Origin of the sequence: Streptococcus oralis (assembly GCF_019334565.1) — a bacterium.
Classification (GTDB): Bacteria; Bacillota; Bacilli; order Lactobacillales; family Streptococcaceae; genus Streptococcus; species Streptococcus oralis_CR.
Genome location: NZ_CP079724.1, coordinates 1467687 through 1489518, shown reverse-complemented (window position 1 = coordinate 1489518; position 21832 = coordinate 1467687). Strand labels below are relative to the sequence as shown.

General features: G+C 44.5%; 17 protein-coding genes. 14 read left to right on the top strand and 3 right to left on the bottom strand.

Annotation, left to right across the window (positions count from 1 at the left end; all coding sequences use genetic code 11):
- Positions 1–19 precede the first annotated feature (19 nt).
- The 10 genes from rpoZ to KX728_RS07265 all read left to right on the top strand — a co-directional run bounded on the left by rpoZ (position 20) and on the right by KX728_RS07265 (position 11569).
- Entirely contained in the window at positions 20–334 is a 315-nt protein-coding gene (gene rpoZ / locus KX728_RS07310; RefSeq protein ID WP_002875802.1) for a DNA-directed RNA polymerase subunit omega, read from the top strand.
- A 65-nt stretch (positions 335–399) separates the two neighbouring features.
- Positions 400–2796 (top strand): primosomal protein N', encoded by a 2397-nt coding sequence (locus KX728_RS07305; RefSeq protein ID WP_215804394.1) that lies wholly within the window; start codon positions 400–402, stop codon positions 2794–2796.
- Positions 2797–2808: 12 nt separating this feature from the next.
- On the top strand, positions 2809–3744 hold the full coding sequence (gene fmt, locus KX728_RS07300) for a methionyl-tRNA formyltransferase (RefSeq protein WP_215804395.1): 936 nt from the start codon (positions 2809–2811) through the stop codon (positions 3742–3744).
- Positions 3737–5050, top strand: coding sequence for a 16S rRNA (cytosine(967)-C(5))-methyltransferase RsmB (gene rsmB / locus KX728_RS07295; protein ID WP_215804396.1), 1314 nt, complete (start codon positions 3737–3739; stop codon positions 5048–5050). Before fmt ends, rsmB begins: the two co-directional genes overlap by 8 nt.
- A gap of 15 nt (positions 5051–5065) precedes the next feature.
- The gene (locus KX728_RS07290; protein WP_215804397.1) at positions 5066–5806 is read left to right on the top strand and encodes a Stp1/IreP family PP2C-type Ser/Thr phosphatase; all 741 of its coding nucleotides are present in this window, start codon (positions 5066–5068) and stop codon (positions 5804–5806) included.
- Entirely contained in the window at positions 5803–7701 is a 1899-nt protein-coding gene (gene pknB, locus KX728_RS07285; RefSeq protein WP_219108621.1) for a Stk1 family PASTA domain-containing Ser/Thr kinase, read from the top strand. Before KX728_RS07290 ends, pknB begins: the two co-directional genes overlap by 4 nt.
- Positions 7702–7788: 87 nt before the next feature.
- Complete coding sequence (locus tag KX728_RS07280) at positions 7789–8547, top strand: threonine/serine exporter family protein (RefSeq protein ID WP_070657751.1); 759 nt, start codon at positions 7789–7791, stop codon at positions 8545–8547.
- 1 nt (position 8548) lies between these two features.
- Positions 8549–9004 carry a threonine/serine exporter family protein gene (locus KX728_RS07275; protein WP_000176909.1) on the top strand — a complete coding sequence of 152 codons (456 nt, stop codon included), beginning with the start codon at positions 8549–8551 and terminating at the stop codon, positions 9002–9004.
- Between the two features lie 118 nt (positions 9005–9122).
- Positions 9123–10295, top strand: coding sequence for a hydroxymethylglutaryl-CoA synthase (locus KX728_RS07270; RefSeq protein WP_215804950.1), 1173 nt, complete (start codon positions 9123–9125; stop codon positions 10293–10295).
- Entirely contained in the window at positions 10295–11569 is a 1275-nt protein-coding gene (locus KX728_RS07265; RefSeq protein WP_215804399.1) for a hydroxymethylglutaryl-CoA reductase, degradative, read from the top strand. Before KX728_RS07270 ends, KX728_RS07265 begins: the two co-directional genes overlap by 1 nt.
- A gap of 151 nt (positions 11570–11720) precedes the next feature.
- Here the strand turns inward: KX728_RS07265 and KX728_RS07260 are convergent, their stop codons facing one another.
- Both KX728_RS07260 and KX728_RS07255 read right to left on the bottom strand, forming a co-directional pair.
- On the bottom strand, positions 11721–12686 hold the full coding sequence (locus KX728_RS07260) for a LacI family DNA-binding transcriptional regulator (protein ID WP_215804400.1): 966 nt from the start codon (positions 12684–12686) through the stop codon (positions 11721–11723).
- Positions 12667–14121: a sucrose-6-phosphate hydrolase gene (locus KX728_RS07255; RefSeq protein WP_215804401.1), complete on the bottom strand. Its 1455-nt coding sequence runs from the start codon at positions 14119–14121 to the stop codon at positions 12667–12669. The genes KX728_RS07260 and KX728_RS07255 overlap by 20 nt, the downstream gene beginning before the upstream one ends.
- A 380-nt stretch (positions 14122–14501) precedes the next feature.
- On the opposite strand from KX728_RS07255, the gene KX728_RS07250 reads away from it, so the two are divergent.
- Together KX728_RS07250 and scrK are read left to right on the top strand one after the other, a co-directional pair.
- Positions 14502–16388, top strand: a complete 1887-nt coding sequence (locus KX728_RS07250; protein WP_215804402.1) for a sucrose-specific PTS transporter subunit IIBC — start codon at positions 14502–14504, stop codon at positions 16386–16388.
- Positions 16389–16546: 158 nt separating this feature from the next.
- Positions 16547–17434: a fructokinase ScrK gene (gene scrK / locus KX728_RS07245; RefSeq protein ID WP_000164292.1), complete on the top strand. Its 888-nt coding sequence runs from the start codon at positions 16547–16549 to the stop codon at positions 17432–17434.
- Between the two features lie 46 nt (positions 17435–17480).
- Here scrK and KX728_RS07240 read toward each other — a convergent pair whose 3' ends face one another.
- A complete protein-coding gene (locus KX728_RS07240) occupies positions 17481–18098 on the bottom strand; it encodes a TVP38/TMEM64 family protein (RefSeq protein ID WP_215804403.1) in 618 nt (205 codons plus the stop codon).
- Between the two features lie 112 nt (positions 18099–18210).
- Between KX728_RS07240 and KX728_RS07235 the strand changes: the two genes are divergently transcribed.
- A complete protein-coding gene (locus tag KX728_RS07235) occupies positions 18211–21204 on the top strand; it encodes a type I restriction endonuclease subunit R (protein WP_215804404.1) in 2994 nt (997 codons plus the stop codon).
- Between the two features lie 406 nt (positions 21205–21610).
- Positions 21611–21826 (top strand): hypothetical protein, encoded by a 216-nt coding sequence (locus KX728_RS07230; RefSeq protein WP_044021224.1) that lies wholly within the window; start codon positions 21611–21613, stop codon positions 21824–21826.
- The last annotated feature ends 6 nt before the right edge of the window (positions 21827–21832 follow it).

The following is a 21832-nucleotide window of genomic DNA, read 5'->3' as shown; positions in this document are numbered from 1 at the left end:
AGGAAACAGGTACAAGCAAATGATGTTAAAACCCTCTATCGATACCTTGCTGGACAAGGTACCATCAAAATATTCACTCGTAATCTTGGAAGCAAAGCGTGCCCACGAACTAGAAGCTGGTGCGCCAGCAACTCAAGAGTTTAAGTCTGAAAAATCAACTCTTCGTGCTTTGGAAGAAATCGAGTCAGGAAATGTAACCATTCACCCAGATCCAGAAGGAAAACGTGAAGCAGTTCGTCTCCGTATCGAAGAAGAAAAACGCCGCAGAGAAGAAGAAGAAAAGAAAATCAAAGAGCAAATCGCTAAAGAAAAAGAAGATGGTGAAAAAATTTAAGGTTGGGGGGACTCAATCTTATTTTTTCTATTGCAAGAATTTACTGACAAGAAGGAGGTGAGAAGATGGCTATCGCAAAGATTATCGTGGATGTTCCCCTAATGCAGACGGACCAGCCATACAGTTACAAGGTCCCTGAGGAATTTGTAGAGATGCTGGAAGTCGGTATGCGGGTCCATGTCCCCTTCGGCAAAGGCAATCGTTTGATCCAAGGGATTGTGCTAGGATTGGAGTCCCAGTCGGATGAAGAAGTGACAGATGAGGACTTGAAAGAGATTGCGGAGGTGCTAGACTTTTCTCCCGTCTTGACCCAGGAGCAACTCTGGCTGGCTGAGGAATTACGTAAGTCTGTCTTTTCTTACAAAATCTCCATCCTAAAAGCCATGCTTCCAGGATTTTTAAACTCCAGCTATGATAAGATTCTCTATCCTTTAGAAGTCCTAAGTCAGGCAGACAAAGAGCGTTTGTTTGGTTCAGAAGATTCGCTCGCCTTTTCTTCTTTAGACCTTGCCAAGCAAGCTGAAATGATGCGCTTGACCAGAAAAGGGTTGCTCCGTCTGGAGTACCAGGCTGTTGATCAGAAGAAGGTCAAGACCCAATCTTGGTATGAGGTCCATGTTGAGCAGTTAGAAGGTGTTGAGATTTCTGCGCGTGCTAAGAAAAAGGCAGAGCTGAGAGACTATTTACTGTCTCGTCCTGAGAGTGCTCCTCTGGCTAGCTTGTTAGAATCCTACTCACGCGAGCAAGTCAATTTCTTTGTGGAGCAAGGAGCTCTAATCCTAGTCCAAAAGGAAGTGCAACGCTCAGCCGCTTATTTTGAAGGCATTGAAGCCAGCCAACCTTTGGAATTGAATCCTGAACAAAGACAGGCGCGTGATGCGGTTGTCAGTGCTATTGGCAGTCAACAGCCTCCATTCCTCCTTCAAGGGATTACAGGAAGTGGGAAAACTGAGGTGTACTTGCAGATTATACAAGGGGCCTTGGATAAGGGTAAGACGGCCATTTTGCTGGTACCTGAGATTTCTCTGACGCCACAAATGACGGAGCGTTTCATTGCTCGTTTTGGCGAGAAAGTGGCCATTCTTCACTCAGGCCTGTCCAATGGTGAAAAGTATGACGAATGGCGCAAGGTTGAGCGTGGCGATGCTCAGGTAGTGGTTGGGGCCAGATCAGCTATCTTTGCTCCTCTGAAAAATCTGGGTGTCATGATTATCGATGAGGAACATGAAGCTAGCTACAAGCAAGACAGCAATCCTCGTTATCATGCCAGAGAGGTCGCCATCTTACGGGCCCAGTACAATCAAGCGGCCCTGGTCCTTGGTTCGGCAACACCGAGCTTAGAGAGCCGTGCGCGGGCTGGAAAAGGTGTCTATCAACACTTACGTCTGACCCAACGGGCCAATCCTTTAGCCACCATTCCTGAGGTTCAAGTGATTGACTTTCGGGACTATATCGGGCAGAATGAGACATCAAACTTTACCCCTCCTTTGCTAGAAGCTATCCAAGACCGTCTGGATAAAAAAGAGCAGGTAGTCCTTATGCTCAACCGTCGGGGCTATTCTAGCTTTGTTATGTGTCGGGAGTGTGGGACGGTAGATAGTTGTCCCAACTGTGACATTTCTCTAACCTTGCACATGGATACCAAGACCATGAACTGCCATTACTGTGGCTTTTCTAAGGGGATTCCTCATGTTTGTCCCAACTGTCAGAGTCGCAGCATTCGCTACTACGGTACAGGGACTCAGAAAGCTTACGATGAGCTGGCAGAGCTCTTTCCTCAGGCTCGCATTCTGCGGATGGATGTGGATACGACCCGCAGGAAGGGTAGTCACCAAGCTCTTCTTGACCAGTTTGGCCGAGGGGAAGCAGATATCTTGTTGGGAACTCAGATGATTGCCAAGGGCTTGGATTTTCCAAATGTGACTCTGGTCGGAGTTCTTAATGCAGATACGGCCTTGAATCTGCCTGATTTCCGTTCTTCTGAGAGAACCTTCCAACTCTTAACTCAGGTGGCTGGTCGTGCAGGTCGAGCGGAAAAAGCTGGTCAGGTCTTGATCCAGTCTTACAATCCTGAGCACTATGCCATTCGTTTTGCCAAGGAACAGGATTATGAAGGTTTTTATGCTTATGAAATGAGTATCAGGCGCCAACTCGGCTATCCGCCTTATTATTTCACTATTGGGATTACCCTCTCTCACAAGAAAGAAGAAGAGGTCGTCAAACGTGCCTATGAAGTTATGGGAATTTTGCGATCAGGTTTATCGGAAACTAGTAAAATCCTTGGACCGACACCAAAACCCATTGCCCGTACCCACAACCTTTACCATTACCAGATTTTGATTAAATACCGTTTAGAAGATGAGCTGGGCCCAACCCTCAACCAGGTCTTGGCCTTGACTCAAGAACGGGAAAATAGCGAGCTTCGTCTCAGCATTGACCACGAACCACAGCAATTTTTATAAGAAGGAGAAGAAATGACAAAACTAATCTTTATGGGGACACCTGATTTTTCAGCGACAGTTTTGAAGGGCTTGTTATCAGACGACTGTTACGAGATTCTAGCTGTTGTGACCCAGCCAGATCGCGCTGTCGGCCGTAAAAAAGTAATCCAAGAAACCCCAGTTAAGCAGGCTGCCAAAGAAGCAGGCCTTCCCATTTACCAGCCTGAAAAATTATCTGGAAGTCCAGAGATGGAAGCCATTATGAATTTAGGGGCAGATGGGATTATCACTGCTGCTTTTGGACAGTTTCTCCCAAGTAAACTCCTTGATAGCATGGATTTTGCGGTCAATGTTCACGCCTCCCTTCTTCCCAAACACCGTGGTGGCGCACCCATTCATTATGCCTTGATTCAAGGGGATGAGGAAGCTGGTGTGACCATTATGGAGATGGTCAAGGAAATGGATGCAGGAGACATGATTTCCCGTCGCAGTATTCCTATCACTGATGAGGATAATGTTGGAACCTTATTTGAAAAATTAGCGATTGTTGGTCGTGACTTGCTTTTGGATACGCTACCTGGCTATATTGCTGGGGAGATCAAACCTGTGCCTCAGGACCCAAGCCAAGTCACTTTCTCGCCAAATATTAAGCCAGAAGAAGAGAAACTCGATTGGACTAAAACCAATCGCCAACTCTTCAACCAAATCCGTGGGATGAATCCTTGGCCTGTTGCCCATACTTTTCTCAAAGGCGACCGCTTTAAGATTTATGAAGCCCTACCAGTAGAAGGTCAGGGAAATCCAGGGGAGATTCTCTCTATTGGCAAAAAGGAATTAATCGTCGCAACGGCTGAAGGAGCTCTGTCGCTCAAACAGGTTCAGCCAGCAGGTAAGCCTAAGATGGACATTGCTTCCTTCCTCAACGGAGTTGGACGGACATTGACTGTAGGAGAACGATTTGGTGACTAAAGTAGAAACGGCTAGAAGTCTAGCTCTGGCAGTGCTAGAGGATGTTTTTGTCAATCAAGCATACTCAAATATTGCTTTAAATAAACACCTCAAGGGGAGTCAACTCTCAGCAGCAGACAAGGGTTTGGTGACAGAGATTGTCTACGGAACGGTAGCCCGCAAACTCACCTTAGAATGGTATCTATCCCACTTTATCCAAGACCGAGACAAGCTAGATAACTTGCTCTATGTTCTTCTTCTCATGAGTGCCTACCAACTCCAGTACCTAGACAAGGTACCTGACCATGCTGTGGTCAATGAAGCAGTGGAAATAGCTAAAGCACGTAAAAAAGGCAGTGAAAAGCTAGTCAATGCTGTTCTTCGTCGTATCTTGCGAGAAGGGTGGCCAGATATTGCAACTATCAAACGCAAAAACAAGCGTGATTCCATTGCCTATTCTCTCCCAGTTTGGCTAGTGTCTAAGCTCAAGGAAGAATACGGTGAAGAGCGAGCCCAAGCCATCTTTGAAAGTCTCTTGGTGCGCAACAAAGCCAGCATCCGAGTGACCGACTTGAGTCGAAAAGAGGAAATCAAAGCCGTGTTAGAGGCGACTGATTCTCCTTTGACTTCCACTGGTCTGGTCAAGGAGCAAGGCCACTTTGCAGGACATGATTTGTTTTCTGAAGGGGCCATTACCATCCAAGACGAGTCCAGTCAACTGGTTGCTCCGACCCTTCATCTACAAGGTGATGAACAGGTCCTAGATGCCTGTGCCGCTCCGGGTGGGAAAACAGCCCATATGGCTTCTTATCTCACGACAGGTCAGGTTACTGCTCTGGATCTTTATGATCATAAGTTGAACTTGATCCAAGAAAATGCGGAGCGTTTAGGTGTGGCAGATCGAGTGCAAACGAAAAAATTGGATGCCAGAAAGGTACATGAGTTTTTTGAAAAGGACTCCTTTGATAAGATTTTGGTAGATGCTCCCTGTTCTGGGATTGGACTTTTACGTCGCAAACCAGACATCAAATACAATAAAGAAACAGCAGATTTCACCTCCTTACAGGAAATTCAGCTGGAAATATTAGGTAGTGTTTGTCAAACACTACGAAAAGGTGGTATAATAACGTATAGTACCTGTACTATTGTCTCTGAGGAGAACTTTCAAGTCGTTGAGGCGTTTTTAGAAAGTCATCCCGAGTTCGAGCAGGTTAAACTAGAACACGAATGTAAAGATATCCTGAAAGATGGCTGCATCCTGATTACTCCTGAATTGTATGGAAGTGATGGATTTTTTATCAGCCAATTTCGCAAGATATCAGAATAGGAAGGAACTGACACAATGGAAATAGCATTATTAACAGATGTTGGTCAGAAACGGACAAATAATCAGGACTATGTCAATCACTTTGTCAACCGAGCAGGACGCACTATGATCATCTTGGCTGACGGGATGGGAGGACACCGTGCAGGAAATATCGCTAGTGAGATGGCGGTAACAGACCTCGGTGTGGCTTGGGTGGATACCCAAATTGACTCAGTAAATGAAGTTCGTGAGTGGTTTGCCCACTACCTGGAGATTGAAAATCAAAAAATTCATCAACTAGGTCAGGACGAAGCCTACAGAGGCATGGGAACAACGCTAGAAGCTGTTGCGTTTATTGACAACCAAGCCATCTATGCTCACATTGGGGATTCTCGTATCGGTTTGATTCGTGGAGAAGAATACCACCAGTTGACAAGTGACCATTCCTTGGTCAACGAATTGCTCAAGGCTGGTCAATTGACTCCAGAAGAAGCAGAAACTCACCCTCAAAAGAATATCATCACCCAGTCTATCGGACAAAAAGATGAAATCCAGCCAGATTTTGGGATGATTACACTGGAGTCAGGAGACTATCTCTTGCTCAATAGTGATGGTTTGACCAATATGATTTCGGCAAGCGAGATTTATGATATTGTAACCAGCGATATTTCCCTAGCAGACAAGGCGGCAACCCTCATTCGCTTCGCTAACAATGCAGGAGGTTTAGACAACATTGCGGTTGCCCTTGTTTACATGAACGAGGAGGCAGCAGAATGATCCAAATCGGCAAGATTTTTGCCGGGCGGTATCGGATTGTCAAGCAGATTGGTCGAGGAGGCATGGCAGATGTATACTTGGCCAAGGATTTGATCCTAGACGGGGAAGAAGTTGCAGTGAAGGTCCTGAGGACCAACTACCAGACGGACCCGATTGCTGTGGCACGTTTCCAGCGTGAAGCGAGAGCCATGGCGGATCTGGACCATCCTCATATCGTTCGGATAACAGATATTGGTGAGGAAGATGGTCAACAGTACCTAGCTATGGAATACGTAGCAGGCCTTGACCTCAAGCGTTATATTAAAGAACACTATCCTCTTTCAAATGAAGAAGCGGTTCGGATCATGGGGCAAATCCTCTTGGCCATGCGCTTAGCCCATACTCGAGGAATCGTTCACCGGGATTTGAAACCTCAAAATATCCTCTTGACACCAGACGGCACAGCTAAGGTCACGGACTTTGGGATTGCCGTAGCCTTTGCGGAGACCAGTCTGACCCAGACCAACTCAATGTTAGGCTCCGTTCATTATTTGTCACCTGAACAAGCGCGTGGTTCTAAAGCGACCTTCCAGAGTGATATCTATGCAATGGGGATTATCTTCTATGAAATGCTGACGGGACATATCCCTTATGATGGGGATAGCGCGGTTACGATTGCCCTCCAGCATTTCCAGAAACCACTTCCGTCCGTCATAGCTGAAAACCCATCTGTCCCTCAGGCTTTAGAAAATGTTGTCATCAAGGCGACTGCTAAGAAGCTGTCAGACCGTTATCAGTCTGTTTCAGAAATGTATGTGGACTTGTCAACTAGCTTGTCTTATAATCGTCGGAATGAACCGAAACTGGTCTTTGACGATGCGAGTAAGGCAGACACTAAGACTTTACCTAAAGTTCCACAAAGTACACTGACATCGATTCCTAAAGCACCTGCGCAGGAAGAACGCCCTCAGCCAAAGAAACCGACTCAACCAGTGGCAGAACCGGTTCCAGCGCCAAAGCCAGCTAAGAAACGGAAATTTAAGGCTCGCTATATGATTCTTTTGGCCAGTCTTCTATTGGTTGCGGCCTCTTTAATCTGGATTTTGTCTAGAACACCTGCAACGATTCCCATTCCTGATGTGGCTGGACAAACCGTTGCAGAGGCCAAAGAAGCACTCAAAAAATCCAAGTTTGAAGCTGGTGAAGAGAAATCGGAGGCTAGCGATACAGTAGCGGAAGGACGCGTTATTCGAACGGATCCAGAAGCTGGTAGTGGCCGAAAAGAAGGAACCAAGGTCAATTTGATTGTTTCTTCTGGGAAGCAATCTTTCCAATTGAGCAATTACGTCGGACGTAAGTATACGGATGTTGTAGCCGAACTCAAGGAGAAGAAGGTTCCTGAAAATCTAATCAAGATGGAAGAGGAAGAATCCAGCGAAAGTGAACCTGGAACCATCCTTAGACAGACTCCTGCTTCGGGTTCGACTTATGATCTCTCAAAAGCTACTACGATTACCTTAACAGTAGCTAAGAAGGTGACTAGTGTCAGCATGCCTAGCTACATCGGCTCAAGTCTTGAATTTACTAAGAATAATCTGACTCAGATTGTCGGTGTAAAAGAGGCTAATATCGAAGTTGTTGAAGTATCGACTCCTGAAGGAACAAAAGAGGGCACGGTTGTAGATCAAACGCCAAAAGCAGGAGAACTGGTTGATCTTGCAAGTACGCGTATCAAACTTTCCATCTACAAACCAAAAACACCACCATCAACTTCATCCTCTAATCCTGCCCAACGTGGGAACCAGGGTTCTCCTACAAGTCCAAACCAGGGGAACCAACAAGGAAATCAACAAGGGAACACTCCTTCGAGCAGTTCATCCAATAATGAAGGTTCTCACGAAAGTTCGCGAGATTAAACGAATCTTTGTCATGATTTCATGACAAAGATTTTTTTTCACAAGATTTTGTGATAAAATATAGGAAGTAGAAAAAAGGAGGAGAAAATGGACGAATCGAGAGAGTTGAATGCCGTCATTGATGTGATTATGCTAGCAGGAACTATTCTCCTGAAAAGTGGCTCAGAGATTCATCGGGTTGAGGATACTATGATCCGTATTGCCCATTCGCAGGGAATTATGGATTGCAATGTTCTTGCCATGCCCGCAGCTATTTTCTTTTCTATCGAAAATACTAATATTTCTCGTATGAAACGGGTGACGTCATCCTCTTATAACATCGAAAAAGTTTGTGATGTCAACCAAGTATCACGGGAGCTTGTTGGAGGGCAGATTGATCTTTCGACAGCCTTTAAAAAGCTCAAAGAAATTGGTAATCAAACCCTTCCTTATACCAAGTTCCAAGTGACCGTAGCAGCGACCCTCAGTGCCCCTTTCTTCTCGATTATGTTTGGGGGCAATGTCTATGACGCTTTTGGCGCAGCTATTGCGACCTTATTTGGATTTGCCTTCTCTCTCTACGTAGAGAGGTTTGTCCGCATTCCTTTTGTAACGGCCTTTGCGGGTGCCTTTGTTTTCGGATTGATCGCCCAGTTCTGGGCCCGCTATACAGGATTTCCTTCGACGGCAGACCTGATTATAGCAGGAGCGGTCATGCCCTTTGTTCCAGGGATTGCTCTGACAAATGCGGTACGGGATATCATGACCAACCATATCAACTCTGGTATGAGCAAGATGTTTGAATCTTTGCTCATTACCCTCGCTTTAGGGGCTGGCACCTCTGTCGCCCTGGTTTTGATGACATAAGATGACTCTAACAAGTATTTTGCTCCAAGCAGTGGCGAGTTTACTCGCCATTATCACCTTTCTAATCGTACTGAATGTTCAACGCTCCATGCTCCTACCTGGTGGTGTTTTGGGAATGGGCGTTTGGCTCCTCTATCTCGTCCTCAAAGAACCAACCAATGTTATTGTCGCGACCTTTATCGCAGCAGTAATTGGCTCTTGCATCAGTCAGATTTTAAGTATTGTCTATAAGACACCAGCGGTGGTCTTTGTCTTGGCTATTCTTGCCCCCTTGGTGCCAGGTTATTTATCCTATCGAACGACAGCTTTCTTTGTGACAGGCGATTACAGCCATGCAATTGCTAGCGCGACTTTGGTGGTTATGTTAGCTCTTGTTATTTCTATTGGAATGGCAAGTGGAACGGTGATTTTAAAGCTTTATTACTACATCCGCAAACAACGAGGAATCTCTTCCTAATGCAGTCAAAGCAAAGACTTGATTTGTTGAATCAAGTCTTTTTTCTCTCTTTTGTTCCTATTTGTGATAAAATAGAATGAAACGATTTTTTACAATGAATGAAAATACAGAGGTAAATATGACAATCGGTATTGATAAGATTGGTTTTGCGACCAGTCAATATGTCTTGAAATTACAAGACTTAGCAGAAGCGAGGGGAGTTGACCCCGAAAAATTTAGCAAGGGACTCTTGTTAAATGAAATTAGTATTGCTCCACTGACTGAGGACATTGTTACCTTGGCAGCTAGTGCAAGCAACTCTATTTTAACAGACAAAGAAAAAGAAGAAATCGATATGGTCATCGTGGCGACTGAGTCAGGGATTGACCAGAGTAAGGCAGCGGCAGTCTTTGTTCATGGCCTATTAGGCATTCAGCCTTTCGCCCGTAGCTTTGAAATCAAAGAAGCCTGCTATGGAGCGACAGCTGCCCTTCATTATGCTAAATTGCATGTGGAAAATTCTCCAGAGTCTAAGGTTTTGGTTATTGCCAGTGATATTGCCAAGTACGGTGTCGGAACTCCGGGTGAACCAACTCAGGGTGCTGGAAGTGTGGCGATGTTGATCACCCAAAATCCGCGCATTATGGCCTTTAACAATGATAACGTTGCCCAAACGCGCGACATCATGGATTTCTGGCGTCCGAACTATTCAAGCACTCCTTATGTAAACGGCATGTACTCGACCCAACAGTATCTTGATTGCCTGACAACGACTTGGGATGAATACAAGAAGCGCTACGATTGGACCATGGGTGACTTTGCGGCCATCTGTTTCCACTTGCCTTATCCTAAGTTAGCCCTAAAAGGCTTGCGCAAGATGATGGATAAAACTTTGTCTAAAGAAAAACAGGATAGTTTGCAAGAAAACTTTGATAAGTCCATTCTCTACAGTCAGATGATTGGGAATATCTATACAGGTTCCCTCTTCCTCGGTCTCCTCTCCCTTTTGGAAAATGCAGAGACTTTGAAGGCTGGCGATAAAATTGCCCTCTACAGTTACGGAAGTGGAGCTGTTTCAGAGTTCTTTAGTGGTGAATTGGTCGAAGGCTATGAGGTTTACCTTGATAAGGATCGCTTGAGCAAACTCAAACAACGTACAGCATTGTCTGTTACAGACTATGAAAAAGTCTTCTTCGAAGAGGTACAGTTGGATGAATCTGGTTCAGCCCAATTTGCAGGCTATGAACATCAAGACTATGCCTTGGTTGAAATTATCGACCACCAACGCCGTTATAGCAAGGTTGAAAAATAATGAAGATAAGTTGGAATGGATTTTCTAAAAAAACATACCATGAGCGCCTAGAGTTGTTGAAAGCTCAGGCGCTCCTTAGTGCTGAAAGGCAAACCAGTCTCGAGCAGGATGAACAAGTCAGCTTGGCAGTTGCAGACCAGCTGAGTGAGAATGTGGTAGGAACTTTTTCTCTGCCTTATTCCATCATTCCAGAGCTTGTGGTGAATGGTCAGGACTACACAGTTCCCTATGTGACAGAAGAACCGTCCGTGGTTGCTGCGGCCAGCTATGCCAGCAAAATCATCAAGCGAGCAGGTGGCTTTACTGCTCAAGTACATGAGCGCCAGATGATTGGGCAGGTAGCCCTTTATCAAGTTGCTGATCCAGAGCTAGCGCAAGAGAAGATTGCCAGCAAGAAAGCCGAACTCTTGGAACTTGCCAATCAAGCCTATCCTTCTATCGTCAAACGTGGTGGCGGGGCGCTTGATTTGCATGTAGAGCAGATCAAAGGTGAAACAGACTTTCTCGTTGTTTATCTCCATGTTGATACCCAGGAAGCCATGGGAGCCAATATGCTCAACACCATGCTAGAAGCCTTGAAGCCAGTCTTAGAAGAACTCAGTCAGGGACAGAGTCTCATGGGAATCCTATCCAATTACGCGATAGATTCTCTGGTGACTGCCAGCTGTCGAATTTCCTTTAGGTACTTGAACCCTCAAAAGAACCAAGGACGTGAAATTGCAGAGAAGATAGCTTTAGCCAGCCAGTTTGCGCAGGCTGATCCTTACCGAGCGGCTACTCACAATAAAGGGATTTTTAATGGTATTGATGCCATTTTAATCGCCACGGGTAATGACTGGCGTGCCATCGAAGCAGGGGCTCATGCCTTTGCTAGTCGAGATGGACGCTATCAGGGGCTTAGTCAATGGACGCTGGATATGGAAAGAGAAGAATTGGTCGGTGAGATGACCTTACCTATGCCCGTAGCGACCAAGGGTGGCTCTATCGGTCTCAATCCTCGTGTAGCACTCAGCCATGAACTACTGGGAAATCCTTCAGCTAAGGAATTAGCTCAGATTATCGTGTCCATCGGTCTTGCCCAAAACTTTGCGGCCCTCAAAGCTTTGGTCAGTACGGGCATCCAGCAAGGCCACATGAAATTACAGGCCAAATCGCTAGCTCTCCTAGCTGGTGCTAGTGAGTCCGAGGTTGCTCCCCTCGTTGAGCGCCTTATTGCAGACAAAACCTTTAACCTAGAGACAGCTCAGCGCTATCTCGAAAACTTAAGATCATAAAAAAACTCAGACGAATTCGTCTGAGTTTTTTTGTGTTTATACTCAATGAAAATCAAAAAGCAAACTAGGAAGCTAGCCGCAGGCTGCTCCAAACACTGTTTTGAGGTTGCAGATGGAAGCTGACATGGTTTAAAGAGATTTTCGAAGAGTATTAAATACTTTTTCCAGATAATAAGGTAACTGGTAAGAAGTAACCAGTTGTCGCGACTTCCTTGCCTTCGATCTTCTGCAAGAGAAGATCAACAGTGAGGTGGGCAATCTCTTCCAAGGGTTGCTTGATGGTCGTGAGTTGTGGGTAGTAGTTCTCAATAAAGTAAGTCCCGTCATAGCCGATGATTTTGAGCTCCTCAGGAACAGAGATTCCTAGTTCCTGAGCAATTTTAATAACCAAAATGGCTGTCAAATCATCCGAAGCAAAGATGGCATCGGGTTTCTGATGGGTCAAGATATTCTTGATTTCCATTTCTTTTCGGACGGGAGAAAAGTCACTCGAAACATTGATAATAGGCGCTTTCGGGAGTACAGAGGCAAATCCAGCATGGCGCAGTCCAGTCGGTGAGTTGGAATTGTCATTTCCTGTAATCATGATGATAGACTGGGCGCCAGTCTTGACCAGAGTTTGGGCGGCGAGGACCCCGCCACCGTAGTTATCGGAGGAGACGACAGGGATGTCTGGTGATAGATTTCGGTCAAAGGAAATAATCGGTGCCGTCACACGATTGTAGTCTTCGATTCCAAGATTGTGACTTCCAGAAATGATACCATCGACCTGATTGGCCTCCAGCATTTCAATGTACTCTCGTTCTTTTTCAGAGTCGTGTTCGCTGTTACAGATGATGGTCTTGTAGCCATTTTTGAAGAGCTGGTGTTCCAACTTGTCGATCAACTCCGCATAAAAGACATGACTGATGTTAGGAAAAATAAGTCCAATTAACTTGGCAGATTTTCCTTGGAGGCTTCGAGCCAGATTATTGGGCTTGTAGCCCAATTCTCGCATGGCTTCATTAACCTTTTGAATGGTTTTCTCAGATAGATACCCCTTTTTATTGATGACCCGTGAGACGGTAGTGGGGCTGACGCCTGCAAGTTTTGCGACATCAGTTAGTTTTGCGACCATAATCTAATTCATAGTAAGTTCCAGTTGGGTTTCCAGACTTGATGAGGATACCATTTTGGTCCGCATGTGGGAAGACACGACCAGAAAATACTTTTTCTCCTTTATTGATGAAAATTTCAAAGACCGACTTGTCGATGAAGATAGTGGCAGTAGTAGCTTGGTTATCGATAGGGCAAGAACGAGTCGTACCAAATTCTTGAGCATACTGTTCACCAGCCTGACTACGATCCACTGTCACCTGTCCATTGACAAGGTCAAAGTTGATGGAAAGCCCCTTGCCTTCTTTATCAGCGAGCAAGACAATCTCGCTTTGGCTATTGGCCTCCAAGTTGAGCTCCAGTTCATAGGTGTTATTGGTTTGGGTACGATTTGAGAAGACCTCTTCAGAAGAACGAAGTTCTTTGACGGCTGCGACAGGGTATTGGTAGAGTTTGCCATCTTTGATAGCGAGTTCTTTGACCAATGAGAAAGTTCCTTGGTGGTCAAAACGGTCAGATGGGTAGGAAACATCTGGTAACCCAAGCCAACTTACTGCCAATGCACGTCCATCCGGAGCGTTGAAGGCTTGCGTTGCATAGGCTTCGAAACCATAGTCTAGATTTTGCAATGGAGACACATCTACCATTTTGGCATTTTCAGGGGCAAAGGAAGCTCCGATTTTGTACATGTTTGGATAGATATTATCATAGTCTAGGACACCCTTATCCAATCCTTGTGGACAGTAGAGAAGGACAGGTTGCTCCCCTACAAAGACCAGATTTGGACATTCCATCATGTAGGCAGTGCGGTCGTTAGCAAAGTCAAGGTCGCCAACTGCTTGCCAGTTTGTATAATCATTGTCCACAGCCTTGTAGAGACGGACGAAGCCTTTTTTTTCCAAGTCCTGTCCACCGACGATAGCATAATATTGACCCTTGAAGTTAAAAATTTGCGGGTCGCGGAAGTGGTCTGTAGAGTCTGCTGGCTGGTCAATCAAGATCTTGTCAATCTTTGTAATCTTGCCATCCTTATCCATCAAAGCACCAATCTGGTAGGGGTGACGGATCCAGTTTTCATCACGGACATTTCCAGTATAGAATAGGAACAACTGATCGCCAAACTGCATGGCAGAACCAGAGTATGCACCGTGGCTATCCGATGGAGTATCTGGCAAAACTTTGACTCCAGTTTCTGTAAAGTGCACTAAATCATCACTTTCAAGCTGCACCCAAGACTTCAACCCATGGGCTGCACCGAAGGGGAAGTTTTGGTAAAAGAGAATCCATTTGCCATCAAAATAAGAAAAACCATTTGGATCATTGAGAAGGCCCATTTTAGGCTCGACATGGTAACGAGTATGCCAAGGAGATTGTGCCATCTTTTCCTTGATTTGCTTGATTTCATCATTAGACCAATCTTCATAGCGTCTATAACGACGCTCAGTTGTCCATTCCATTTTATCTTTCCTCCATAAGTTCTATTCTATTATTAATAGTAAACGTTTTCGGCAAAAAAAGCAAGTCTTTTATGTTAAAAAAAAGAAAAATATGTCAAACGATTGCCATAAATCAAGTAAAGGAAATATGGCAAATTTTCACGAAAATATGAAAGAAAATGTAAATAAAAACCTTTATTCCTCAAGTATAAAGATATTTTTTTGAGGAAAAAGAGAATAACCCTCAAAAACGAGCAAAAATAATCAGAGAAAAAAGAAAGGGTTTAAAAATTTCTGCAAAACGCTTGACATATTTTAGAAACGTGATAAAATAATAGTCGTGGGGCGAATAAAATCGCTTTCAAACACTTTACAAAATTTTTATAAGGAGATTTTTGCAAATGAACAATCAGGATATTGCAAAAAAAGTCATCGAAGCCCTTGGCGGACGTGAAAATGTCAACAGTGTAGCCCACTGTGCGACTCGTCTACGTGTCATGGTCAAAGATGAAGGGAAAATCAATAAGGAAGTGATTGAGAACTTGGATAAAGTTCAAGGAGCTTTCTTTAACTCAGGTCAATACCAAATCATCTTTGGTACTGGTACAGTAAACAAGATGTACGACGAAGTCGTTGCACTTGGTTTGCCAACCTCTTCTAAAGAAGACATGAAAGCAGAAGCTGCTAAACAAGGAAACTGGTTCCAACGTGCTATCCGTACTTTCGGTGACGTCTTCGTGCCAATCATCCCAGTTATCGTAGCGACTGGTCTCTTCATGGGTCTTCGTGGTCTCATGAACGCTCTTGGAATGACACTTCCAGAAGATGTTACCATTTACAGCCAAATCCTCACAGATACAGCCTTCATCATCTTGCCAGGTTTGGTTGTATGGTCAACCTTCCGCGTATTCGGTGGTAACCCAGCTGTTGGTATCGTCCTTGGTATGATGCTGGTTTCTGGTTCGCTTCCAAACGCTTGGGCAGTAGCATCAGGTGGTGAAGTAACAGCTATGAATTTCTTTGGCTTCATTCCTGTTGTTGGTTTGCAAGGTTCCGTTCTTCCAGCCTTCATCATTGGGGTGGTCGGAGCCAAGTTTGAAAAAGCTCTCCGCAAAGTGGTTCCAGATGTCTTGGATCTCTTGGTGACGCCATTCGTGACACTTTTGGTGATGTCTATCCTTGGACTCTTTGTCATCGGACCAGTCTTCCATGTTGTTGAGAACTACATCCTTATCGGTACAAAAGCGATTCTTGGCTTGCCATTTGGTCTTGGTGGTTTCTTGATTGGTGGGGTTCACCAATTGATTGTCGTATCAGGTGTACACCACATCTTCAACTTGCTTGAAGTGCAATTGCTTGCTGCCGATCATGCCAACCCATTCAACGCCATTATCACTGCAGCTATGACAGCTCAAGGGGCTGCAACTGTTGCCGTTGGTGTCAAAACTAAAAATCCTAAACTGAAAACACTTGCTTTCCCAGCTGCTCTTTCTGCCTTCCTCGGTATTACAGAGCCTGCTATCTTCGGGGTGAACTTGCGTTTCCGTAAACCATTCTTCCTTTCATTGATTGCTGGTGCTATCGGTGGTGGACTGGCTTCAATCCTTGGTCTTGCTGGTACTGGTAATGGTATCACCATCATCCCTGGTACAATGTTGTACATTGGTAACGGTCAATTATTCCAATACATCCTTATGGTAGCTGTATCATTCGTTCTTGGTTTTGCACTTACTTACATGTTTGGTTACGAGGACGAAGAAGAAGTTGCTAGTGAAGTAGCGACAGAACGTTTGGTTCAAGAAGAAACAACTGGTAACATTCCAGTAGCTCCTCAAAATGAAACAATCCAAACTCCAATCGTTGGGGACGTAGTTGCCCTTGAGAATGTTGATGACCCAGTCTTTTCAAGTGGTGCAATGGGACAAGGGATTGCAGTGAAACCAAGCCAAGGCGTGGTTTACGCACCAGCTGATGCAGAAGTATCAATCGCCTTTGCTACAGGACATGCTTACGGTTTGAAGACAGCAAACGGAGCTGAAATCTTGATCCACGTTGGTATCGACACGGTGACTATGAACGGTGAAGGCTTTGAACAAAAAGTTGCTCAAGGCGACAAGGTCAAAGCTGGTGATGTTCTCGGAACCTTTGACTCAAACAAAATCGCTGCTGCAGGTCTTGACGACACAACAATGGTTATCGTAACCAACACAGCAGACTACGCTTCTGTGACACCAGTCGCAAGCGGTTCAGTTGTCAAGGGTGACGCTATCATCGAAGTGAAAGCCTAGTCCTCTTCGAAAATCAGATTTAAAAATAAAACGAACAAATATTATGTTTGTTCGTTTTTACTTGGATGGTAAGATTTACAGAGGAAAATCTAAAATATTGAGAAATCTAGCCCTTTAAAATGTGCTATAATAGAGAAAACAAAGATAAGAGGTTTATCATGACAAAATTATATGGAAGCTTAGAAGCGGGCGGTACAAAGTTTGTCTGTGCTGTCGGTGATGAAAACTTTAATGTTGTGGAAAAAACACAATTTCCAACAACAACTCCTATCGAGACTATCGATAAAACCATCGAGTTCTTTTCAAAATTCGATAATCTTGCTGGTCTTGCTGTCGGTTCATTTGGTCCGATCGATATCGACAAAAACTCAAAAACCTATGGCTTTATCACAACGACTCCAAAACCTCACTGGGCAAATGTAGACCTACTTGGGGCTCTCCGTCGTGCCCTCAACGTACCCATGTATTTCACCACAGACGTAAATAGCTCTGCCTATGGTGAAGTAGTTGCTCGTAACAATGCTGGTGGCCGTATCGAAAACTTGGTTTACTACACGATCGGTACAGGGATCGGTGCAGGTGTTATCCAACGTGGTGAGTTTATCGGTGGTGTCGGTCACCCTGAGATGGGTCACTACTATGTGGCTAAACACCCAATGGATGTAGAAAAAGAATTTAACGGCGTCTGTCCTTTCCATAAGGGTTGTTTGGAAGGCTTTGCGGCTGGACCAAGTCTAGAAGCTCGTACAGGTGTTCGTGGCGAAAACATCGAACTCAACAGCTCTGTCTGGGATGTTCAAGCCTACTATATCGCTCAGGCTGCGGTCAATGCTACTGTGACTTTCCGTCCAGATGTGATCGTCTTTGGTGGTGGGGTTATGGCCCAACAACACATGCTGGACCGTGTGCGTGAGAAATTCACTGCTCTTCTCAATGGCTACCTACCAGTACCAGATGTGCGTGACTATATCGTGACTCCAGCAGTCGCAGGCAATGGCTCCGCAACACTTGGGAACTTTGTCCTCGCTAAAAGCGTCGCAAAATAAAACAAAGAAAATATCCGCTTGGGAAACCAAACGGATTTTTCGATTCTTAAAACATCTGCCAGAAGAAATCAATAATATAGGTCAAGCCATAAGTATAAACCACTAGGGTAAAGGGCTTGGTCAAAATGATGATAATCATATAGCGCTTGAAGGTCATCTTGGTGAGGGCAGCCAGCATGCAGAGAAAGTCAGCGGGGCTAACTGGCCAAATCATCATAAAGATAAAGAAACGATCGAAGCGATTGCCCTTATCAAGCCAGCCGATGTATTTGTCATAGGTGCGCTTGCTGACGACTGACTGGACAAAGGCGGCTCCGTAGAGGCGCACGAGGTAAAAGATAATGGCACAGCCAATCACGATGCCGATATAGTTATAGATAGTCCCAATGATGTGGCCGTAAATAAAGACCCCAGCCACTGAGGTCAAAGCTCCCGGAATAATCGGAACAACGGTTTGTAGAATCTGTAAAAAGATAAAGAGTGGTGGCCCCCAAACCCCAGCTTGCTGGATAAAGGCCGATAGGGTTTCCTTGGACTGTAAAACACCCGCCTGATAGGCCCAAATACAGAAAATCAAGGTGCCGACTCCCCCGACGATAGATGAGATATTGATGACTTGCTGTAGAAGGGGAGAAACAGCTTTCAATTGCTTATCCTGTGACATGTAAACTCCTCATAGATAGTATGATTCTACTATACCATATTTTGCAAAAGAAGGGGGAATTTAATGATAAACATGTTATAATGAAGAAAGTAGAACATCGTTAAAGGAGAGAATGATGCAAGTAAAACCAGAACTGGAGATAGAAGAACAACTAATCACCCAACTGGTAACTGGGGAAAGTCAATGGACTTATAGAGAAGACCTCAAAACAGAAGAACAACTATGGGACAATTTCTTTGAGAAACTGGCTCAAAACAATGTTGCTCTACTAGCAGATCATCCCTTGACTGATCAGGAAAAACGCCAGATTCAGAACCAACTCAACTTTGTCAGCTACTATGATGCTGCTAAGTGGTTGGTCGGTGAAAATGGCATTGCCAAAGTCGAAGTTCAAAGAGAAGATGCGAGTCTAGGCACCATCCGTTTGTCAGTCATTTGGCGTGACAATATCGCAGCAGGTAAGTCTAGCTACGAAGTTGTCAATCAAGTCCAACGCGAAAAAGTAAATCCTCTGGATCAAGACCGCAGACTGGATGTTACTCTTCTCATTAACGGCTTACCCATGATTCAAATCGAGCTCAAGAGTTCCCAAGCAGCATTTGTCGATGCCTTTCATCAGATAAAAAAATATGACCGTGAAGGGAAATTCCGTGGTATCTACTCTAGCTTGCAGATGTTTGTTGTGACCAACAAAGTAGATACTCGCTATATCGCTGCAGCTCGTGAAAATAAACTCAACAAGCAATTTCTAACCAAGTGGGTAGATAAGGACAATCATCCTGTGACAAACTTGACCAGCTTTGCCCACGAAGTACTTTCTATCCCTCGTGCTCACCAGATGGTCATGCAGTATTCTGTCATTGATGATAGCAAAAAATCTCTCATCCTCTTGCGTCCTTATCAGATCCATGCTATCGAAGCGGTGCAGGAAGCTTCACGCCAGCAAGCATCAGGCTATGTTTGGCATACGACAGGTTCAGGAAAGACTCTGACTTCTTATAAGGTGGCTCGGAATCTCCTCCAGATTCCATCCATCCAAAAGACGATTTTTGTCGTTGACCGCAGGGACTTGGACCAACAGACCACTTCATCTTTTCTCTCCTATGCAACCAATGATGTCATTGATATCGATGAGACGGATAATACTCATGATTTGGTCAAGCGCTTAGGAAGTAATGATAAGCGGGTCGTGGTGACCACTATCCAGAAAATCACCACCATGATGCGCAAATTTGACCAAGGTCTTTACCAAAGAGATGCGGACAAAATCAAGGGACTCCGCGTGGCCTTTGTCGTGGATGAATGCCACCGTGCAGTGACACAACAAACACAAAAAGACATTAAAGCCTTTTTCCCTCAGTCCCTCTGGTATGGATTTACAGGAACGCCTATCTTTAAGGAAAATAAACGCCAGCAGGTCGGCGACCTCGCCCAAACCACCCAGCAACAGTATGGAGACCGTCTCCATGAGTATACAGTCAAGGAAGCCATCCATGACGGAGCTGTCTTAGGCTTTAAGGTAGACTATCGCAATACCCTCATCACAGACCAGTCTGAAAATGAAATACCTGATAGCGTCTATGAGAATGAGGAGCACATGCTGGAAGTCTTGGATGCCATTATCAATAAATCCCGCCAACAGCTAGGCTTCCAAAAGGGAGTAGGTAAGACCTACAATGCCATCCTAACCGTCAAATCCATCCCTCAAGCCCAAGCCTACTATGACTTGCTCAAACGAGTCAAGGCTGGTCAGACACGTGTCAAGGTATCTGAGAGGGTCAAGCAGGTCCTTCCAGACTTTCCAAAGGCGACCATCACCTACTCCGTTACGGAAAATGAAGAAGAGTCAAGAGCCAACCAAGACCACATGAAGCAGGTCTTAGAGGACTACAACCAAGAGTTTGATACTCACTTTACCATGGCGGATCTTCGTGGCTTTAACACCGATGTCAATAACCGTCTAGCTAGGAAACAGGATAAATACCTCTATCGCAATGAGCAGTTGGACTTGGTTATCGTGGTCAATCGTCTCTTAACAGGATTTGATGCGCCTTGTCTATCGACCCTCTTTATTGACAGAAAGCCCATGCAACCACAGGATCTGATTCAGGCCTTTAGTCGAACCAACCGTATTTTTGATTCTAGTAAGACCTATGGTCATATCATCACCTTCCAAAAGCCTCTAGCTTTTAAGGAAGCGGTGGACAATGCCCTCAAGCTCTACTCAAATGGTGGAGAAAATGAGGTTCTAGCGCCTAGCTGGGAAGAGGAAAAGAGAAACTTTTTGCGGAGTTGCAGTGATTTCCAAAATCTCATCACAGATGATCCGGAAGAAGGGCTTCAAATCGAGCAAATTTCTACACCTGAGTTGAGAAAGCTCGCCAAGGCCTATCAAGTCTTTGATAAATATCTAGCCTCTATCCGAGTGTATAAAGAGTATGATGAGGAAGAAATTTACGCCCAGACAGGACTAAGCGCAGAAGAATTGGAAAACTATCTAGGCTTTTATCAAAATATCCTTGCAGAATTAAAAAGCCGAAGAGATGATGGTGATGAGGATGGGGAACCCCTTGATATCCACTATGAACTAGAGTCTATCCAAGTGGATGAGATCAACTATGCCTATATCCTAACCTTAATCCAAAGTCTGATCGAGCAAGGTCAGAGTCAAGAAAAGAACCTAAGCGCTCAAGATAGAGAAGCGGTGGATACCTATATCCAAAGTCTGGAGAAGACTAACCCCAATCTTGCCCAGATTATCACTGAACTGTGGAGAGAAGTCCAAGCAAATCCAGAAAGCTATCGTGGTCAGTCTATCGCAAATATCTTGGATCAGATGATCGAGGCGGTTATCCAGCAACACATCCAAGTCTTTAGCAAGCGTTGGTATGTCGGAGAGGATGAACTCCGTTACTATGTCGAACACTACCGCAAGGGAGCCAAAAAACAACTAGGAGAGAGCCAGCTGACCAAGAGCCAGCGTTATCAGGACTATAAGATAGAAGTGGCAGACGCCCTCAATCCTCTCCTCTATAAAAAACAAATCAAGGAAGCCTATAAGCAACTTGTCGAAGAAGTGATTGAGCCGTTGAGGGTGGGGAGATAGTCCTTCTAAGTTTCGAAGACATAGACTTCCTAAGGTTTATATGCATTCTAAACTTAGAATGATAAGAAATACATAAATTTATGAGTATTCTAAGCTTCGAATAGTCTATCTGAGAAAGTTTTGGGGTCTTCGAACTTTCGAATAGTCGTCTTTCCTAAAGTTTAGATGTATTCTAAGGCTAGAAAAGTTAAAATCTGAAAATAGTAAGAGTCTCTATCTGACAGACGGAGTGTATTTCCAGTCAGATAGGGATTTTTGTTTTTGAAATGACGGATTTATTCTATAAAAGTAAAAAATAGCCCAAAAAAGTGCTGTTGGGATGATAAAGTAGACAGTTGAGCGGATGAGTGTCATAAGTTCTTTGCTATTTGTTAGAATTGTCTTATCAACTTAAAGGAGAAATCTGATGAAGAAAGATAAAGAAAATGAGGAGAGTTTTCTATCGGCCCTTCCTCTATGGGGACTCCTATTTTTGGTCTGTGTATTGCTTCAAGTCTATGTAAGAAAGGATAGACCTTTGATTCAACCTCCTAGACAAGGAAGCATTGTAAAAACAGATCAAAAACAGGTCTATCTTCCAGAACTAATCCAGTCTTTATTTGATAAAGAAAAAACGAAATGATTCGTT

Bases quoted from the DNA above. Each gene is read 5' to 3' on its own strand.
- KX728_RS07305 (WP_215804394.1), top strand. From the start codon at position 400: ATGGCTATCGCAAAGATTATCGTGGATGTTCCCCTAATGCAGACGGAC.
- scrK (WP_000164292.1), top strand. From the start codon at position 16,547: ATGACAAAATTATATGGAAGCTTAGAAGCGGGCGGTACAAAGTTTGTC.
- KX728_RS07255 (WP_215804401.1), bottom strand. From the start codon at position 14,121: ATGGAATGGACAACTGAGCGTCGTTATAGACGCTATGAAGATTGGTCT.
- KX728_RS07265 (WP_215804399.1), top strand. From the start codon at position 10,295: ATGAAGATAAGTTGGAATGGATTTTCTAAAAAAACATACCATGAGCGC.
- KX728_RS07270 (WP_215804950.1), top strand. From the start codon at position 9,123: ATGACAATCGGTATTGATAAGATTGGTTTTGCGACCAGTCAATATGTC.
- KX728_RS07275 (WP_000176909.1), top strand. From the start codon at position 8,549: ATGACTCTAACAAGTATTTTGCTCCAAGCAGTGGCGAGTTTACTCGCC.
- KX728_RS07250 (WP_215804402.1), top strand. From the start codon at position 14,502: ATGAACAATCAGGATATTGCAAAAAAAGTCATCGAAGCCCTTGGCGGA.
- KX728_RS07240 (WP_215804403.1), bottom strand. From the start codon at position 18,098: ATGTCACAGGATAAGCAATTGAAAGCTGTTTCTCCCCTTCTACAGCAA.
- pknB (WP_219108621.1), top strand. From the start codon at position 5,803: ATGATCCAAATCGGCAAGATTTTTGCCGGGCGGTATCGGATTGTCAAG.
- KX728_RS07230 (WP_044021224.1), top strand. From the start codon at position 21,611: ATGAAGAAAGATAAAGAAAATGAGGAGAGTTTTCTATCGGCCCTTCCT.
- KX728_RS07290 (WP_215804397.1), top strand. From the start codon at position 5,066: ATGGAAATAGCATTATTAACAGATGTTGGTCAGAAACGGACAAATAAT.
- KX728_RS07280 (WP_070657751.1), top strand. From the start codon at position 7,789: ATGGACGAATCGAGAGAGTTGAATGCCGTCATTGATGTGATTATGCTA.
- rpoZ (WP_002875802.1), top strand. From the start codon at position 20: ATGATGTTAAAACCCTCTATCGATACCTTGCTGGACAAGGTACCATCA.
- fmt (WP_215804395.1), top strand. From the start codon at position 2,809: ATGACAAAACTAATCTTTATGGGGACACCTGATTTTTCAGCGACAGTT.
- KX728_RS07260 (WP_215804400.1), bottom strand. From the start codon at position 12,686: ATGGTCGCAAAACTAACTGATGTCGCAAAACTTGCAGGCGTCAGCCCC.
- KX728_RS07235 (WP_215804404.1), top strand. From the start codon at position 18,211: ATGATGCAAGTAAAACCAGAACTGGAGATAGAAGAACAACTAATCACC.